Origin of the sequence: Humibacter albus DSM 18994 (genome assembly GCF_000421825.1) — a bacterium.
Lineage (GTDB): Bacteria > Actinomycetota > Actinomycetes > Actinomycetales > Microbacteriaceae > Humibacter > Humibacter albus.
On the sequence record NZ_ATXT01000016.1, the window covers coordinates 358814 to 376243 of the forward strand.

The 17430-nt window shown below is 70.1% G+C and carries 14 protein-coding genes; 5 read left to right on the forward strand and 9 right to left on the reverse strand.

What is annotated here, in order from left to right:
* Positions 1-471: 471 nt before the first annotated feature.
* Both H623_RS22380 and H623_RS19925 read right to left on the reverse strand, forming a co-directional pair.
* Positions 472-1668: a methyltransferase gene (locus H623_RS22380; RefSeq protein ID WP_022901400.1), complete on the reverse strand. Its 1197-nt coding sequence runs from the start codon at positions 1666-1668 to the stop codon at positions 472-474.
* Positions 1668-2636, reverse strand: coding sequence for a helix-turn-helix transcriptional regulator (locus H623_RS19925; protein WP_022901401.1), 969 nt, complete (start codon positions 2634-2636; stop codon positions 1668-1670). Before H623_RS19925 ends, H623_RS22380 begins: the two co-directional genes overlap by 1 nt.
* Positions 2637-2712: 76 nt before the next feature.
* Here H623_RS19925 and ilvD point away from each other — a divergent pair, with 76 nt between their 5' ends.
* Together ilvD and H623_RS0113165 are read left to right on the forward strand one after the other, a co-directional pair.
* The gene (gene ilvD, locus H623_RS0113160; RefSeq protein WP_022901402.1) at positions 2713-4608 is read left to right on the forward strand and encodes a dihydroxy-acid dehydratase; all 1896 of its coding nucleotides are present in this window, start codon (positions 2713-2715) and stop codon (positions 4606-4608) included.
* 168 nt (positions 4609-4776) lie between these two features.
* Complete coding sequence (locus tag H623_RS0113165; RefSeq protein ID WP_022901403.1) at positions 4777-6057, forward strand: CynX/NimT family MFS transporter; 1281 nt, start codon at positions 4777-4779, stop codon at positions 6055-6057.
* 24 nt (positions 6058-6081) lie between these two features.
* Here the strand turns inward: H623_RS0113165 and H623_RS0113170 are convergent, their stop codons facing one another.
* From H623_RS0113170 to H623_RS0113195, 6 genes are all read right to left on the reverse strand, one after another.
* Positions 6082-6801, reverse strand: a complete 720-nt coding sequence (locus tag H623_RS0113170) for a TMEM175 family protein (RefSeq protein ID WP_051143227.1) — start codon at positions 6799-6801, stop codon at positions 6082-6084.
* 56 nt (positions 6802-6857) lie between these two features.
* Positions 6858-7559 carry a GrpB family protein gene (locus tag H623_RS19930; protein WP_022901405.1) on the reverse strand — a complete coding sequence of 234 codons (702 nt, stop codon included), beginning with the start codon at positions 7557-7559 and terminating at the stop codon, positions 6858-6860.
* Positions 7560-7638: 79 nt separating this feature from the next.
* A complete protein-coding gene (locus H623_RS0113180; protein WP_026940324.1) occupies positions 7639-8418 on the reverse strand; it encodes a thioesterase family protein in 780 nt (259 codons plus the stop codon).
* Positions 8419-8467: 49 nt separating this feature from the next.
* Positions 8468-10855, reverse strand: a complete 2388-nt coding sequence (locus H623_RS0113185; protein ID WP_022901407.1) for a HelD family protein — start codon at positions 10853-10855, stop codon at positions 8468-8470.
* Between the two features lie 173 nt (positions 10856-11028).
* Positions 11029-11622 carry a DnaJ family domain-containing protein gene (locus tag H623_RS0113190; RefSeq protein WP_022901408.1) on the reverse strand — a complete coding sequence of 198 codons (594 nt, stop codon included), beginning with the start codon at positions 11620-11622 and terminating at the stop codon, positions 11029-11031.
* Between the two features lie 126 nt (positions 11623-11748).
* Positions 11749-12372, reverse strand: a complete 624-nt coding sequence (locus H623_RS0113195) for a TetR/AcrR family transcriptional regulator (protein ID WP_022901409.1) — start codon at positions 12370-12372, stop codon at positions 11749-11751.
* A gap of 211 nt (positions 12373-12583) precedes the next feature.
* On the opposite strand from H623_RS0113195, the gene pdhA reads away from it, so the two are divergent.
* From pdhA to H623_RS0113210, 3 genes are read left to right on the forward strand one after another with little or no spacing between them, the layout of a single operon-like run.
* The gene (gene pdhA / locus H623_RS19935) at positions 12584-13717 is read left to right on the forward strand and encodes a pyruvate dehydrogenase (acetyl-transferring) E1 component subunit alpha (RefSeq protein WP_022901410.1); all 1134 of its coding nucleotides are present in this window, start codon (positions 12584-12586) and stop codon (positions 13715-13717) included.
* On the forward strand, positions 13714-14709 hold the full coding sequence (locus H623_RS0113205) for an alpha-ketoacid dehydrogenase subunit beta (RefSeq protein WP_022901411.1): 996 nt from the start codon (positions 13714-13716) through the stop codon (positions 14707-14709). The genes pdhA and H623_RS0113205 overlap by 4 nt, the downstream gene beginning before the upstream one ends.
* Positions 14710-14744: 35 nt before the next feature.
* Positions 14745-16253, forward strand: a complete 1509-nt coding sequence (locus H623_RS0113210; RefSeq protein WP_022901412.1) for a dihydrolipoamide acetyltransferase family protein — start codon at positions 14745-14747, stop codon at positions 16251-16253.
* A 324-nt stretch (positions 16254-16577) separates the two neighbouring features.
* Here the strand turns inward: H623_RS0113210 and H623_RS0113215 are convergent, their stop codons facing one another.
* Positions 16578-17390: an SDR family NAD(P)-dependent oxidoreductase gene (locus H623_RS0113215; protein ID WP_022901413.1), complete on the reverse strand. Its 813-nt coding sequence runs from the start codon at positions 17388-17390 to the stop codon at positions 16578-16580.
* Positions 17391-17430 lie beyond the last annotated feature (40 nt).

Sequence of the window (17430 nt, forward strand, 5' to 3'; positions counted from 1 at the left end):
CCGCGGTTGAGAGTCCGTTCGGGGCACCTGAGCGGTGCTCTCAGGGGCGCTGCACAACGGTCTCACTGTTACTAACTCAGGCCACAGCGGGTCAGGCTGTCAGGGTCGCTGCACAACGGGTCTCATTGTTGCCAACTCAGGCCACAGCGGGTCGGGCTCTCCGGGTCGCTGCACAACGGGTCTCATTGTTACTAACTCAGGCCACAGAGCGTCAGAACGCGGATATATCGATCTGACGCCGCTGAGCCTGAAATAGTGACGACTCGACCGGCGACGGCGCGACCGGCGACGGCGCGACCAGCGACGGCTCCACCGGCGGCGGACCGACCAGCGACCGGCGCGACCGGCGACGGACCGACCAGCGACCGGCTCGACCGGCGGCGGCGCGACCAGCGACGGCTCCACCGTGGTGCCAGCCGCTGCATGGCGGAATCCACGGCATGGCGGAAGCCGCCGTGCGCCCCGGAGGCGTCAGCGGCCCGTGACGCCGCCCGCCGTGGCCACCACAGCGGTGCCGTCCACTTCGTCATCCCGCACGATCACGGCAGCGAAGCCGGCCGCCTCGAGGATGCCCGCGGTCGCCACCGCCTGCCGCCTGCTCGTCTCGATGATCACGTGCCCGCCCGCCGCGAGCCATTCCGCGGCGCCCTCGGCGACCCTTCGCTGCAGGTCGAGGCCGTCGGAGCCGCCGTCGAGAGCGGCGAGCGCCTCGTGCTCGCGCGCCTCGGGCGGCATCAGACGGATGTCCTCGGTCGGCACATACGGCGCGTTCGCCGTGATCACGTCGACACGACCGCGCAATGACGCGGGCAACGGCGCATAGAGGTCGCCGGTGTGCACGTGCGGGACGGTGACGGCTCTCGAAGAAGCGGCATCAGGTCGACACGCATCGGGCGAGCCCGTGCCTGCCAGGTCCGCACTGCCCGGATCCGCACCCAGGTTCGCACTGCCCGACTCCGCACCACCCGGGTCCGCACCCCCCGGGTCCGCACCCCCCGGGTCCGCACCACCCAGACCCGCACCACCCGGGTCCGCACCACCCAGGTCCGCACCACCCGGGGCGGCGCTGCCCGTGACCGCGAACGGGGTCGGCTCGGCGTACGCGCTCGGACGGCCGGACCACACGGCATCCAGGGTGCGTCGCGCACACTTCGTCGCCGCGGGGTCGATGTCGACGGCGTGCACTTCGGTGTCCGGCCGGGCAGCCAGGATCGCCGCGCCGATCGCTCCGGCACCGCAGCAGAGGTCGAGCACGACCGGCGTCGGCGAGTCGAGGAACGAGCCCACGCCGCCCGCATCCGGCGAGCGACCCGACCCATGGAAGGTGCCCGGCGCTGAAGCCGCACCCTCCCGTGGCACCGCCGGCAGAACCCGGAGCGCCTCGCGCACCACGATTCCGGTGCGCAGTCGCGGCACGAACACCCCGGGCGCCACGACCACCCGCAACCCTCGGAACTGAGCCCATCCGAGGATGTACTCGACGGGCTCCCCGGCCACGCGTCGCGCAAGGAACTGCTCGAGTTCCTCGGCATCGTGCGCCTCCGCGACGAACAGCTGCGCCTCCTCCTCGGCGAAGACGCACCCGGCGGCGCGCAGGCGCGCGACGATCGTGCCGGTGCCCGTGCCGGTGCCGGTGCCGGTGCCGGTGCCGGTGCCGCGAGCATCCATCAGGTTTCCGGCTCCGCCGCACTCCGCGATGTCGACGCCGCGACATCGGTCCCGGACAAGATCGCTGCGCCGGCCGTCGCCCCGTCTACCGCACCGGCTCCCGCCAGTAGCCGTGCGAGCCGGTCCGCGGTGTCCGTACCAGCCGAGGGCGTGTAGATGACCATATGGAGGTCGGGGTGGTCCGACGGGACGAGCTGGTGATGCTCGACGGTGAGCAGACCGGCTTCGGGATGCCGGAACGTCCGCTCCCGAGACACGAAACCCTCGATGTCGCGCGACGCCCACACGTTGCGGAATGGCCCGCTGGCCTCTTCGAGGCGCGCGATGAGCGACAGATAATCGGGGTCGCCGAGCCGCGGCCCCGCTTCGGCGCGGAACTCCGCCGCGAACCGGCTGCTGGTGATCTCCCAGTCGGGCAACAACTCATGCACATAGGGGTCGGTGAAGACGAGCCAGAGCAGGTTGCGGTCCTCGGCGGGCACCGTTGCGACGCCGGGGTACAGCGCCTGGTAGGCGGAGTTCCAGCCGGCGATGCGCCAGTCGGCGGTGAGCGTGAACGCGGGAGACCCGGCGAGGGCATCCATGAGACGCTGCACCTGCGGCGGCGCCACCGCGACGGGCGCCGGAGCGGTCACGGGTGCGGGCGCATACCCCGCGAGCGAGAGCAGGTAACCGTGTTCGCTGACGGTGAGGCGCAGGGTACGGGCGAGCGCATCCAGAACCTGACGGGACGGATGGATGTCGCGCCCCTGCTCGAGCCACGTGTACCAGGTGACGCTCACCCCGCTGAGGAACGAGACCTCTTCGCGGCGCAGACCGGATGTGCGACCCCGGTTGATCGACGGAAGACCGGCATCCGCCCGGGTCAGGTTCGCGCGGCGGGCGCGCAGGAAGGCGCCGAGCTCGGTGCGGCTCGCGGACGCGGGGTCGCCAGCGTCAGCGCTCGCCGCCGACCCGCTTTTCACCACGACACAACGCTAGTACCCCCACTACTAGCATGAGCGCCGTCTTCTGCTCGGCCGGCGGCATCCGCATGCTGTAGACATGCCCGCACTCCGTTCTCGCACAGTCACCCATGGCCGCAACATGGCTGGAGCCCGCGCCCTGATGCGCGCCTCCGGCGTCGACGCCGGCGACTTCGGCAAGCCGATCATCGCCGTCGCCAACAGCTTCACGGAGTTCGTTCCCGGCCACACCCACCTGCAGCCCGTCGGCCGCATCGTCAGCGAGGCGATCAAGCAGGCCGGCGGCATCGCTCGCGAGTTCAACACGATCGCCGTCGACGACGGCATCGCCATGGGCCACAACGGCATGCTCTACTCGCTGCCGTCGCGCGACCTCATCGCCGACTCCGTCGAATACATGGTCAACGCGCACTGCGCCGACGCTCTGGTCTGCATCTCGAACTGCGACAAGATCACGCCCGGGATGCTCCTGGCCGCGCTGCGCCTGAACATCCCGACGGTCTTCGTCTCGGGTGGCCCGATGGAGTCCGGTCGCGCCATTCTGGTCGACGGCTCCGTGCGCACACTCGACCTCATCGACGCCATCAGCGAGGCGGCGAACGACGGCGTCTCGGATGCCGACCTGCTGCGCATCGAGGAATCCGCCTGTCCGACCTGCGGCTCGTGCTCAGGCATGTTCACCGCCAACTCGATGAACTGCCTCGTCGAAGCCATGGGTCTCGCCCTGCCGGGCAACGGCTCTACGCTCGCCACGCACACCGCGCGCCGCGCGCTGTACGAGAACGCCGGCGCGCTCGCGGTGCGGATCGCGCACCGCTACTACGACGAAGACGACGCCTCCGTGCTGCCGCGCAACGTCGCCACGCCGGCGGCGTTCGGCAACGCGATGGCACTCGACATCGCCATGGGCGGCTCGACGAACACGATCCTGCACCTGCTCGCCGCCGCGCACGAAGCCGGCGTCGACTTCGGTCTCACCGACATCGACGCGCTGTCCCGACGCGTGCCGTGCCTGGCGAAGATCGCGCCGAACATCGCCCACGACCGCACGTACTACATGGAGGATGTGCACCGCGCCGGCGGCATCCCGGCCATTCTCGGCGAGCTGCGCCGTGGCGGGCTGCTCGACGAAGGCGTGCATTCCGTGCACTCGCCCTCGCTGGCCGCGTGGCTCGACGCCTGGGACGTGCGCAGCGGAATGGCCTCCGAGGAATCGCTCGAACTGTGGCACGCCGCGCCGGGCGGCAAGCGCTCGTCGACCGCGTTCTCGCAGTCGGAGCGCTGGGCCGCGCTCGACACGGACGCCACGAACGGCTGCATCCGCGACAAGGAGCACGCTTACACCGTGGACGGCGGCCTGGCCGTGCTGCGCGGCAACCTCGCCGAGAACGGCTGCGTGGTCAAGACCGCGGGAGTGGACGCATCCATCCTGAAGTTCACCGGCCCCGCGGTCGTCTTCGACTCCCAGGAGGCCGCGTGCGACGGCATCCTGAACAAGAAGGTCAAGGAGGGCGACGTCGTCGTCATCCGCTACGAGGGCCCGCGCGGTGGCCCCGGCATGCAGGAGATGCTGTATCCGACGTCGTTCCTGAAGGGTCGCGGCCTCGGCAAGGCGTGCGCACTGATCACCGACGGCCGGTTCTCCGGCGGCACGTCGGGCCTCTCGATCGGCCACGTGGCCCCCGAGGCGGCCGCCGGCGGCACCATCGCCCTGGTGCAGGACGGCGACACGATCGCGATCGACATCCCGTCGCGCTCGATCGCGTTGGATGTCCCGGCCGACGTTCTCGAGGAGCGCCGCCTCGCCCTCGTGGCCGGCGACGGCTACCGCCCGCAGGGCCGCGAGCGCGTGGTCTCGGCCGCGCTGCGCGCCTATGCACTGATGGCGACCTCGGCGGACACCGGCGCGGTGCGCGACGTGGACTCGGCGGAGGCCGCGGTCGCGGCACGTCGCGCGGCCGACGTGCTCGCGTAGAACGCGAGCTCCCTGAGCGGAGCGCGAAGCGCGGAGTCGAAGGGCGGTTCGCCGCCGGATCCCCTTCGACTCGCTTCGCTCGCTCAGGAACTCGGGGCGGGGTCCGAGGCAAGGTCGACACGCAGACCGTTTAGCCTCGGTAGGGTCCACGAACAGAAACGAGGAATCGTGCCGCCCACCGCTCCCGTGCGTGCGAACGCCTCCGGCATGCTGCGCGGCGGCCTCCTCTTCATCGGGCTGCTGCTGATCGCCGCCAACCTGCGCACCGCCATCACGTCGGTCGGGCCGGTGCTGGGTGACATTCGGGCGGACCTCGGCATCAATGCGGTCACCGCGTCGGTGCTGATCTCCATTCCGTTGGTGGCCTTCGGAGTCTTCTCGCCCGTGGCACCCCTGCTGTCGTCGCGTTTCGGTCTCGAGCGCACGCTCGGCGGCGCGCTCATCGTGCTCGCGGTCGGCATCATCGCCCGCTCGTTGCCCGGCATGTGGCTGCTCTGGACCGGCACGGCGCTGCTCGGTCTGGCGATCGCCGTGCTCAACGTGCTGCTGCCGGCCCTCGTGAAGCGGGACTATCCGGCGCGGGTCGGATCCGTCACCGGCACGTACTCGGCCGTGCAGACCGGCCTGGCGGCGGTGGCGGCGGGCGTCGCCGTTCCGATCGCCGGCGCCGATGGCCACGGCTGGCGCCTGTCGCTGGGTATCTGGGCCGGGCTGGCGCTGATCGCGTTCGCGGTGTTCCTGCCGCAGCTGCGGTTCGGGCCGGGGCCGCGGACCGCATCGAACGCGCCCGGATCGAGGCAGGCATCCAAGGCTCCGGACGACGGCAGCGCGGCGGCGCCGACTGCGCCCGGTCGCCGGTTCCGGTCACCGTGGGGTGCAGCGCTCGCCTGGCAGGTGACGCTCTTCATGGGACTGCAGTCGACCATCTACTACACGGTCGTCACATGGTGGCCGCAGGTGGAGCAGTCCACAGGAGTCTCGGCCGCCGTGGCCGGCTGGCACCAGGTCGCGTATCAGATGTTCGGGCTGCTCGGCACGCTGCTCTGCGCGGCGACCATCAGCCGCCTCCGCGATCAGCGCGCGATCGCGATCGCGATCAGTGCGTTGATGTTCATCGGCATCCTCGGTCAGCTGACATTGCCGTCGTTCGGCCTGGTCTGGATCTCCTCGATCGGCATCGGCTCAGGCGCATCGATCGTGCTCGCGCTCGCTCTGCTCGGCCTGCGCACGCATCACCACGGTCAGTCCGCAGCGCTCTCCGGTATGGCGCAGTCGATCGGCTACCTGCTCGCGGCGACCGGCCCCATCGTGATCAGCGTGCTGCACGACGCGACCGGCGGGTGGATGCTGTCGCTCACCGTGCTTCTCGCGGTGGTCGTCGCGCAGGTGGTGTTCGGCATCCTCGGGTCCCGCAACCGTCTGATCGAGGAACGCGTTCCGCGCCGATAGGACGACGCCGGATCAGCGACGCTGTCAACGACGGCGGGCTGCTCGCCGCTCACGACGCGCGGCGCGCCCGATTCCCGGAACCCGGAACGGAAGCAGGAGAAGCACCGCGACGATGAGGTAGCCGAACACCGCCGCCTTCGGGTACACGAGTCCGAGCAGGATCAAGATCACGTATCCGCCGAGCCCCGGCGTGAGCCGGCTGCTCAGCAGGGTGATCTCGTCGTCGTCGAGGTTCGGCTCGACGAGTTTCGCCTTGACGGCATAGCGCCACACCACCGACAGCTGCACCGAGCAGAGCAGCAGCATGACGCCGTACGTGACGGTCGCCACTCGCTCCGCATCTTCGCCCTTCTCATTGATGAACTCGGAGAGAAGACCTGTCGTGAACGGCAGCACGCACACGAACAGGAGCAGCAGAAGGTTGAGGCGCTGGAAGACCGGATCCACGCGGTCCAGATACTCGGTCATGCCGCTGTGTCCGAGCCAGATCACGCCGATCGTGGCGAAGCTGACGAGGTACGCCAGGTAGCCGGGCCATTCGCGAAGCAACGCCCCGATCAGGTCGCTCGATGTGCGGTGCGTGAGCGGAATGGCGAGGTCCAGCGCGAGCAGTGTGATCGCGACGGCGAAGACTCCGTCGCTGAGAGCCTCCATGCGCCCCTTGCTCTGTCTGCGACGATCCGCGCGCGCACCCTTGCGTCCGGGACGATGGTGGGAGCCCGTGTACTCGTCGTCATCGCTCACGCCGCCATTGTGGCGCCACGCGATATTCGCCAGACCGCACGGACCGGGCGATTCCGTCACAATCCGCTGTAGCCTCCCTCCGGCCACGCCGGGTGCGAGCTCGGCGGGGCGCTGAAGATGCGCGTGTAGATGTCGTCGATGACGGCGTTCTTGTCGAGGTTGTACGAATCCGGGTCGTCGGCCGTCTCGACCGCGAGGCGGCGCTTCGCCGCCGCGTACAGATCACGGTCGGCGTCGTGCGTGCGCAACCAGTCTCGGAACAGCAGGTGGCGCAGCGGCTCCGGAGAACCCGCCTGGAACACGTGCAGGTTCACGCCGCCGTCCGCGCGCACGAGCATCCGGTGCCCGTTCCACCACGGCTCGCGCAGCACGTGCACATAGCCGGCCCGCGTGAGGGCCGGCACGTAGGCATCCTCGTCGGAGCTGTCAGGCACCTGCACGTCGATGTCGAGGATGGGCTTGGCGGGCAGGCCGGGCACCGAGGTCGATCCGACGTGCTCGATGCGCACGACGAGGTCGCCGAGCGCGTCGGCGATGTTCGCGGACTCGACCGCGGCCGCGTCGGGCCAGCCCGGTTCGGGGTCGACGACGACGATCGGATCCACCGGCGGGGCGGCGTCGCCGACCCAGCGGGCGACCTGCTGGTCCTCGTCGCCGACCCGGCGCTCGGTCAGCTCCCGTGGATAGTTCTCGAAAGGGTGCGGCTCGCCGTGCGGTTCGCGGTGTGATTCATCGTGCGGCTCGGACTGTGCGGTCACGTCGACCTCCTGGTCGTGCGGAGACGGATGGGTGAAGCAAAGTCCTCCAGGCTACGCCCGCCCTCCCCGTAGCGGCCGGTCAGCGTGGTCGCGGTCGCACCGTCAGCCCCTGCACGCACGTGCCGATCACGCCACGCTCGTCGTGCAGCACGGTGTGCGTGACGCCGAGGCCGGTGCCGCCGTATGCCACCGTCGTGTCGAATCCGAGCCACTCACCCTGCGGTTGCGCGATCAGGTGCGCCGTGAGGTCGATGTTCGGGAACAGCAGCTCTTGCGGGGGCAGACGCGGCGTGATGCCGTTCGCGATGTCCAGGATGCTCAGCAGCCGAACCGTAGGACTGATCGGCTCGTCGGCCAGCAGCGGCACCCGCGGACGTAACCAGCCCTGCAACCGACCTGGCGCCAGACGGCGGCCACGGGCATCCACGGTGTGGACGAACTCGCCGGGCCAGATGTCGAACTCGTTCCACTCGGGGAACTCGTCGACACACGGCATCGGGTCGAACGCGTCGCCCGCGATGTCTTCGGTGTCGTGCCGCGCCATGAGCCACGCGCGCAGAGTGGCGGCCGCCCGCCCGCCGTGGCTCAGCCGCGCCTCGACGAGCTCGACGGTGCGTCCCGGACGCAGCACGTGCGCCTCCAGCTCGACGACGTCGATCGGCAGCGTACCCAGGATGTCGAACGAGAGCCGCCCGAGCTGCAGACCGTCGGCGAGACGGCCGGCGAACGCGCGCTCCACTGTGTGCGTGAGCAGGCCGAGTGCGGGCGCGATGTGCTGTTCGGTCGGATCCCAGGCGCCGCCGACCGCCGGAGTCGCGCGAAAGTGCGTGTCATCGAGTCGCTCGAAGTAGGAAGTCACCATCGGATCGTAGTCACGGCGCTCGCGCGCCTTGTGCCCTCGGCGGCCATCACGTCAGGATCACCAGTCGCTGCGTCGAACGCGTCATCGCCACGTAGCGGTCGACCGCCCCCTCGATGCCGCCGTCGCCGACGCCCTTCCCATCAGCGCCCTCGACACCGGCGCTCTGGCCTCCAACGCTCGGGCCCACAACATCCTCGTCAGCGCCGAACCGCTGCGGGTTCACGAGCACGACGAGATCGAACTCGAGCCCCTTCGCCGTGATCGGCGTGAGAGAACGCACGCGGGGCCGCTCGGCGAACTCCGGTGCGCCGATCACGCAGGCCACGCCCTCGCCCTGTTCCGTCAGCCAGTCGGCGACGATCGCCTCGAGATCGGAGACCGAGCCGTGCTGCACCGGGATGCCGCTGCTGCGAATGGATGTCGGCACGTTCGCATCCGCCAGTGCAGCACGGATCACCGGTTCCGCCACTGCCATCACCTCTCGCGGAGTGCGGTAATTCACGGCGAGGGATGCCTGCCTCACCCCGCCCAACCCGATTCGCCCCAGCCGCTCGGCCCACGTTCCGGAGAACCCGCGTCGCGCCTGCGCGCGATCACCCACGATCGTGAGACTGCGCGACGGACAACGCCGCAACAGCATCTGCCATTCGGCGTCGGTCAACTCCTGCGCCTCGTCCACGATCACGTGCGCGAACGGGCCCGCGAGCGCCTCCGCTTCGGCGATCATCCGCGCGCCGACGTCGGCGTGCGACCCGTTTCCGGTCGCCGCGCTCGACGCGTCTGTCACCCCGGCTCGCTCGGTCGCGTCCGACGACAGCAGGGACTCGTCGACCAGAGAGTTCTCGAAGTCCTGGCCCGTGAGCATCCGCATGATCAGCATCTCGGAGTCGTCGGAGGCGATCAGGTCCTCGGTGACGCGCGCACGTTGCTCGCGCTCCGCGGCGAGCGCGGCGGCACGCCGGCGGGAGCGACGCACGGCCTCAGGGTCGCCGATGCGGTGGCGGGCGGCGTCGAGGATCGGAAGATCCGCGACGGTGAAGGCACGGGCATCCGCTCGCTGCAGCTCGAGCACCTCGTCGCCCGAGAGGTGCGGCGCGCACTGCGCCAGGTACGCCGGCACCGACCACAGGTCTCCGACCACGCCGGCGGGGTCGAGCAGCGGCCAGGCGCGGGCGAAGGCACCGCTCACGTCGTCGTCCTGCGCCAAATAGCGGCGCACGAGGTGCGGTGCCGCGTCACCGGCCGTTTCGTCGTCGGACTCCTCGGTCTCCGCGACGATCCGGTCCACCGCGATCTCCAAGAGCGTGTCCCACACGACCGCGCGCGCCTCGTTGTGCGGCGTGCCAGGCTCCGGAGCGTCGAACGCTTCGGCCCAGGCGCGGACATCCAGCTCGACGTCGGCCCACGGCGTCTGCACCACGAGCCCGTCGTGCGGCGGCCGCTCGTAGTGACGCACGGCCGCGTCGAGAAGCGCCGTCGGATCGAGGGATGCCTTCAGCCGAGCCACCCGCCCGTCGCGTTCCTCCACGGCCGCCGCGCCCTCGGGAACGAGATCGCGCAGCGTGCAGATGCGCACGCTGTCCTCGCCGAGGCTGGGCAGCACGTCGTCGACGTAGTCGAGATACGCCTGGTGCGGACGGACGAAAAGCACCCCACCACCGCCGGAGACGATGCGGGGCTCTGAGTAGAGCAGGTAGGCCGCCCGATGCAGCGCGACCACGGTCTTGCCCGTGCCTGGACCCCCGTCGACGACGAGCGGGCCGTGCGAGTCCGCCCGGATGATGGCGTCTTGATCCGCCTGGATCGTGCTGAGCACATCGCGCATCTGCGGCGACCGGCTACCGCCGAGGCTCGCGATGAACGCGGACTGGTCGTCGAGCGCCGCGCCGTCCGCGGCGCCGATGCTGCCGCTTTCGAGTGCGCGCTCGTCGAGCACCTCGTCCCAGTAGTCCGTGATGCGGCGGTTCGTCCACTGGTAGCGACGGCGGGTGGCGAGACCCATCGCGTGCGCCGGTGTGGCGGCGAAGAACGGTTCGGATGCCGGTGCCCGCCAATCCACGAGCAGTCGCCTCCCCGCAGAGTCGGTCAGCCCCATGCGCCCGATGTAAAGCGGGTCGCCGCCGCCGGCAGGCGTCATGCGGCCCAGGCACAGGTCGATGCCGAATCTCCGCAGCAGCCGGAGACGTGCCGCGAGGCGACGCACCTCGGTGTCACGGTCCATGGCGGCCTGGCCCGCGGCATCCACACTGTTCGAGTCGTGGTCGTCAGGCACGCGGCGCGCCGCCGCGAGACGATCAGTCGCCTCGGCGATCTGCTCGTCGAGCGCGGCGCCGAGCGCCGCGAAGAGCTCCTCGTCCTGGCCGATCAGCGCGGGGTCGGCCTTCGGCCGAAGGCGAGTCGGAAGGTCGAAGGCGGCTAATCGGGTGGTGGTCATGCGGGTCCCCTCTGCCGGAATCGCTGCGCGGGAGCCGCGGCGGCTCGATTCGCGGCGCGACCTGCGATTCTGCACCACACCGGGGCACTTGCCGCAAGGCCCCCTCGAGGAGGGATAATGGAAATGCGGGAGGCGGAAGCCTCCTTTTTTGCGCCACCATTCCGATCGCGCGACTATCGCGACTTGCGCCACCAGCGGCGGCGATGGGCTCGCTCGGCCGCCTCTGCGGCCCGCCGCTCCTGCTCGGCCGCCCGTTCCGCGGCTCGTCGCCGATCGCGGCGCTCTTCCCAGGCCGCCACCTCGGCGTCGATGTCGCGAGTGGGCGTGACCACCGGCGGGCCACCGAGAAGCTGCCTGCGGGCTTCGACCACGCGCCGGTTGAAGTCCTCGAGCGCATCGCGCACATCCGATTCGCGCACGAGAGCGTCGAGGCGGTCGTCGAGCTCGACGTTCTCTACGCGCAGAGTGAGTGCAGGGGGACCGAGCCCCGTCAACCGTTCGGTCTCGATCTTGCGGCGTATCCACCAGTCCGGATCATGCGGATGGCCGAGCCCCTCGAGCGGCTTGCGCGCGCCGGGAAGGTCGTCGAACTCGCCGCGGCGGATCGCCTGCTGGATGGCCGTCTCCACGTAGGCGGCGCGCTGCAGATCACTCGGGCCGGCGGCGCCTGCCCCGCTCTGGGCGGCATCATCGGGGTCGTCCCCGGATGCCTTCCCCAGCTTCTCGAGCCGGTAGCGGGCTGCCTCCACCCGCCGATCGTGGGTCATTCCTCCACGGTAGGCGCTCCGACGCGGCCCGCGTGCGCCGCCGCCACCCTCCGCTCTCACAACCGGCGATCTGCACAGGCAACTCGTCGCGCTTCGTGACAGCGGAACTGACGCGCCGCCCGCCACTCAGTCCGCGGGCGGCGCGGCTGCTTCCCCGCTGGCGAAGCCCAGCTGCGCGATCGCCTCGGCCGCGATCCGTTCGGCCTCATCCTGCGTCGCCGCCGAGCGCACGCCGAGCAGCCGTTGACGGTGGCGTTCGCCGAGCAGCAGCGAGAAGAGCGCGGACGCGAGCCGAGCGGCATCCTCGCCGTATTGGCGAACGAGGTAGGCCCGCAGCGCCGAGATGTGCCGCACGTCCGTCTGGGCGTGGAATGTGCGAGCGAGTTCCGGGAATCGCGGCGACTCGGCGATCACGAGCCGGTGCAGCCCCACCAGCTCGTCGGAGTGGATGCGGAACACGATGCGCGCCGAGAGCGCCTGCAGCGTCTCGCCGTCGGTGCCCGGCTCGTGGCTGATGCCGCCGGCCAGGCTCTCCACCATCGCGGCGAACAGCCCCTCCTTGTCGCCGTAGTCGGTGTAGATGGTGCGCTTCGTGACCCCGGATGCGCGTGCCAGCTCTTCGAGAGTCGACCCCTGGTATCCGCGCTCGAGAAAGATCTGCAGCGAGCGGTCCAGCATGCGGCGACGGCGCTCCTCCCGCTGCGCCGTCGTGGGACGCCCCCGCCGCGGCTCATCGAGTTCAGCGCCCATCGGTCTCTCCCTCGACTTCTTCCCGGCTGCGGATCCCTCCGCGGCCGGCCCGCGGAACCGCCTGCGGCACCGGATGCGGCGGCGACCACGCAAGACGATTCCAGCGTGCCGATCCCCGTCACACGGCGTAGTATTGTAGGTAATGATACCCGATAGTGTCATTTGACTGATCGATGGCGTTCAGAAGACGCCTCGAAATGAGGAGGACCCCATGGCCGCTCCGGCGAAGACGACGCGGAGCGCGTCGACTCGCACGGCAGGCAAAGCCGGATCCCGCTCGCCCCGTCGGCCCAAGATCGACGATGCCGAGCGCGCCCGACTGACCGCGTACTACAAGCAGATGCTGCTGATCCGCCGGTTCGAGGAGCGCGCACAGCGCGCCTACACCGAGGCGCTGATCGGCGGCTACTGCCACCTCAACCTCGGCGAAGAGGCTGCGGTGGCCGGTCTGCTCGGCGAGCTGAACCCCGGCGACTACCTGTTCACGAACTACCGCGAGCACGGCTACGCCCTCGCGCGCGGCATCGACCCGCGCAAGGTGATGGCCGAGCTCTACGGCCGCGTCGACGGCGTCTCCAAGGGCTGGGGCGGATCGATGCACATGTTCGACGTGACGCACCGCATGCTCGGCGGATACGGCATCGTCGGCGGCCAGCTGCCGATCGCCACCGGTGCCGCGCTCGCGCTGCAGTACCAGAGCAGGCCCGACATCGTGATGTGCACCATGGGCGACGGCACCGTCGCCACCGGCGCATTCCACGAGTCGCTGAACCTCGCCGGTCTCTGGGACCTCCCGATCGTGTACGTCATCATCAACAACGGCCTGGGCATGGGCACGGATGTCGCCCACTCGTCCGCCGAGCCCGACCTGTACAAGCGGGGTGCGGCCTACCGCATCGAATCCGCGCGCGTGAACGGACTCGACCCCGAGGAAGCCGCGGCCGGCGCGAAGCGTGCGGTCGAGGTGGCCCGCGGCGGCCGTCCCTACCTGCTCGAGGTGATGACCGAGCGCCTGCGCGGCCACTCCGTCGTCGACCCCGCCAAGTACCGCAGCCCCGAGGACGTCGCGGCGCTCAAGCTGAACGACCCGGTGCAGACCTTCGCGGCCAAGCTGAAGGACGCCGGCGTTCTCGATGACGACGCCGTGGCCGAGTTCGACCGCGAGGCGATCGCGATCGTGGATGACGCGGCGGCGTTCGCGGCGGATTCTCCGACACCCGAGACATCCACTCTCTTCGACTACACCTACGCCACCCCGGTGCCGAACGATTCACGTCGTTACCCGGGCGAGGCGCTCTTCCCGGCACTGCCGGTCGCGGCCGGCGCCGCGGGGAGGAACGCATGACCGAGATGACCTACCGTCAGGCGCTGCACGACACGCTGCGCTCCGAGCTGCAGCGGGACGAGAACGTCATGCTGATGGGCGAGGAGATCGGCATCTTCGACGGCTCCTACAAGATCACCGCCGGCCTGCTCAAGGAGTTCGGCGAGCGCCGCGTGCGCGACACCCCGATCGAAGAGCTCGGCTTCACGGGCGCCGCGATCGGCGCCGCGATGCTCGGTCTGCGTCCCGTCGTCGAGATCATGACGATCAACTTCTCGCTCCTCGCGCTCGATCAGATCGTGAACCATGCGGCCAAGATCCACGGCATGTTCGGCGGCCAGATGAGCGTTCCGATGGTCATCCGCACGCCCGGCGGCGGCGGACAGCAGCTGGGTGCCTCGCACTCGCAGAACATCGAGCTGTACTACGCGTTCGTGCCGGGTCTGAAGGTGGTCGCGCCGTCGACGCCGGCCGAGGCGAAGGCGCTGCTGATGGCATCCATTCGGGATGACGACCCCGTGCTGTTCCTCGAGAACCTGGCGCTCTACAACACGAAGGGCGAGGTTCCCGACGGCCTCGAGCCTGCCGTGATCGGCAAGGCGAAGGTGACACGCGAAGGCAAAGACCTCACGCTCATCGGATACTCGCGGATGGCGCTGGTCGCCCAGCAGGTGGCCGATCGCCTCGCCGAGAGCGAGGGCCTCGACATCGAGGTCATCGACCTGCGCAGCCTGCGCCCGCTCGACCGCGACACCGTGGTCGAGTCGGTGAAGAAGACCAACGCGGCCGTCGTGCTCGAAGACGACTGGCTGACCTACGGAATCGGTGCCGAGATCGCGGCCACGATCTCGGACGGCGCCTTCGACTACCTGGATGCTCCCGTGCGGCGCGTCGCAATGGCCGAGGTGCCGATGCCCTACGCGAAACCGCTCGAGACCGCGGCGCTGCCCTCCGTGGACGACGTGATCAACGCCGTGCACGAGACGCTCGACGCCGTCGGACGCCGTCGCTGACAGCGGACGCTCACGGCGACAGACAAGGAACCGTCATGAAACAGATCACGATGCCGCGCCTCTCCGACACCATGGAAGAGGGCGCCATCTCCACCTGGAACAAGAAGGTCGGCGACAAGGTCGAGCCCGGCGACGTTCTCGTCGAGATCGAGACCGACAAGGCCAACATGGACTTCGAGGCCTACGAGTCGGGAACGCTCACGAAGATCCTGGTGCCCGAGGGTCAGACCGTCGCGATCGGGACTCCGATTGCGGAGCTCGACGGTGAACCGGCCGGCTCCGGCGACGACGACGCGGCTCCGGCCGCGGGTGCGGAGCCCGGGACCGCCGCAGAGCCGGAGGCCGGCGCCGCCGCATCCGCGGGATCGGAGACCGCCACCGCCGAAGAGACGACGCCCGCCGACGCCGAGACGCCAACGCAGGCACCGGCGCAGGCTGCTGCCCCGGAAGCGGATTCGGCAGACACCGCAGCTTCGACGGACACCGCCGACCAGGCCGCGTCCCCGGCACCCGTCGGAGCGAACTCACGCGAGCGGTTGCTCGCCTCGCCGGTGGTGCGCACCATCGCCCGCGAGCACGGCATCGACCTGCACAACGTGACGGGCACCGGCCCCGGTGGTCGCATCATCCGCGCCGACGTCGAGAAGCTGATCGGCGCGAACGCGCCCGCTGCGAATGCCGCCGCCTCGGATGCTTCCGCCTCCTCGGCCGCGCGCGCTGCGGCCCCGGCCGCGCAGCCCGCTCCTGCTGCCGCTGCAGCTTCTGCCGGCCAGGCCGCACCGGCCGGCGGCGCGGGCGGTGCACCCGCGCAGGGCGGAGCATCCGCATCGCTGGACGAGCGCCGGGGCACCGAGCAGGTTCCGATGGATTCGGTGCGCCGTGTCATCGCGCGCCGGCTCGCGGAGAGCGCACAGACCATTCCGCACTTCGCGGTGACGGCTGCGGCCGACGCCGAGGAGCTGATGACGATGCGCGCAACGCTCAACGAGCGTCTCGTCGCCGCGGGTCGCCCCAAGGTGAGCGTGAACGACCTGCTGGTGCGGGCCGCTGCACTGGCGCTGCGCGAGCATCCGCTCGTCAATGCGAGCTACCCGAGCGGCGACTCGACGTCGATGCAGGTGCACCACCGCATCAACATCGGCATCGCGGTCGCCAGCGACCATGGCCTCGTCGTGCCGGTGATCGACGACGCCGACACCAAGTCGGTCGGCCGCCTGGCCGAAGAGGCCAAGTCACTCGTGAAGCTCGCCCAGGACCGCAAGCTGACTCCGGCACAGATGAGCGGCGGCACCTTCACCATCAGCAATCTCGGCATGTACGGCGTGGAGTCGTTCACCGCCATCATCAACCCGCCGGAGGGCGCCATCTTGGCCGTCGGCGGCACGAAGGCGGAGCCGGCGGTCGTGAACGGCGAGGTCGTGCCGCGCCGCATCATGCGGTACACGCTGAACAGCGACCACCGCATCATCGACGGCGCGCTCGCCGCCCAGTGGATGCAGACGTTCACGAAGCTGATCGAGGACCCCTGGACTATCCTCGCCTGAGGCACGTCCCGAGTCGCGACGAGGGCCGCACGATCACCCGATCGTGCGGCCCTTCTCGCATGTCGAGGCACCCCGCCCGGCAACAGCAGCCGCGACGGCAACGGCAGCCGCAACAGCAACAGCCGCCGCCACGGCAGCAACGGCAACGACTGCCACTGCCACTGCCACCTCCACCGCCACGGCAGCAACGACAACGGCAGCCACCGCGACCACGACCACGTTTCCCGTCACTAACTCAGGCCATATCGGATCAGATCGACATATACGCGCCGTGATTCGATATGGCCTGAGTTAGTGACGGCCACCGGCGGCGGGCAGCCCTGTTCAGTCGTCCTGCTCGGTCGGACGCACCAGCAGCTCGTTGATCACGACATGGCGCGGCCTGGTGACCATGTAACGGATGGCGTCCGCGACATCCGGCGACCGCAGCGCCTCCATGGATGCCATGCGCTTCAGATTCGCCTCGCGAATCTCCGGCCGCAGGTGGTCGCGCAGCTCCGTCTCGACAGCGCCCGGCTCCACGACTCCGACGCGCAGGTGCCGGCGGCTGAACTCCTGCCGGAACGACTCGCTGAACGCGCCGACGCCGTGCTTGGTCAGGTTGTAGACGCCCGAGCCGCGCTTCACCTGGCGTCCGGCGGTCGACGACACGTTCACCAGATCCGCCACGCGTCGCGGTGCACGATCGGCCGCCTCGAGCAGGTGCGGAAGCGCCGCCTCGGTCATCGACAGGAGCGCCCGCAGGTTGAGGTCGAGCATGCGATCCCACTCGTCGATCGGCGCGGTCTCGATGGGGCCGAGCAGCATGACGCCCGCGTTGTTCACCAGGATGTCCAGCCGCCCCCACTCTCGCACGGTGCGCTCCACGGTCTCCCGCGCCTGCGCCCGATCGGTGATGTCGGCCTCGATGACGAGGGCCCGCACGCCGGCGCTCGCGCCCGCTCCCGCCCTCGTCCCGGCACCCGAGCCGCTCTCCAACTCCTCGGCGAGCGCCCGCAGCCGGTCGCCGCGGCGCGCGACGAGCGCGACGGATGCGCCTTCCGCGGCGAGTGCGCGCGCCGTCGCCTCCCCGATGCCGCTCGACGCGCCGGTGACGACGGCGACGGTTCCCTGCAGGTGCTGCTGAAGTTCGCTCATGCGGTCCAGGGTAGGGGTAGCGCGACGGGTGGCGACGCCG

Coding starts and splice junctions, on each gene's coding strand:
- H623_RS0113215 (WP_022901413.1), bottom strand. CDS start 17,390: ATGAGCGAACTTCAGCAGCACCTGCAGGGAACCGTCGCCGTCGTCACC.
- ilvD (WP_022901402.1), top strand. CDS start 2,713: ATGCCCGCACTCCGTTCTCGCACAGTCACCCATGGCCGCAACATGGCT.
- H623_RS0113190 (WP_022901408.1), bottom strand. CDS start 11,622: ATGACCCACGATCGGCGGGTGGAGGCAGCCCGCTACCGGCTCGAGAAG.
- H623_RS0113185 (WP_022901407.1), bottom strand. CDS start 10,855: ATGACCACCACCCGATTAGCCGCCTTCGACCTTCCGACTCGCCTTCGG.
- H623_RS0113210 (WP_022901412.1), top strand. CDS start 14,745: ATGAAACAGATCACGATGCCGCGCCTCTCCGACACCATGGAAGAGGGC.
- H623_RS22380 (WP_022901400.1), bottom strand. CDS start 1,668: ATGGATGCTCGCGGCACCGGCACCGGCACCGGCACCGGCACCGGCACG.
- H623_RS0113205 (WP_022901411.1), top strand. CDS start 13,714: ATGACCGAGATGACCTACCGTCAGGCGCTGCACGACACGCTGCGCTCC.
- H623_RS0113195 (WP_022901409.1), bottom strand. CDS start 12,372: ATGGGCGCTGAACTCGATGAGCCGCGGCGGGGGCGTCCCACGACGGCG.
- pdhA (WP_022901410.1), top strand. CDS start 12,584: ATGGCCGCTCCGGCGAAGACGACGCGGAGCGCGTCGACTCGCACGGCA.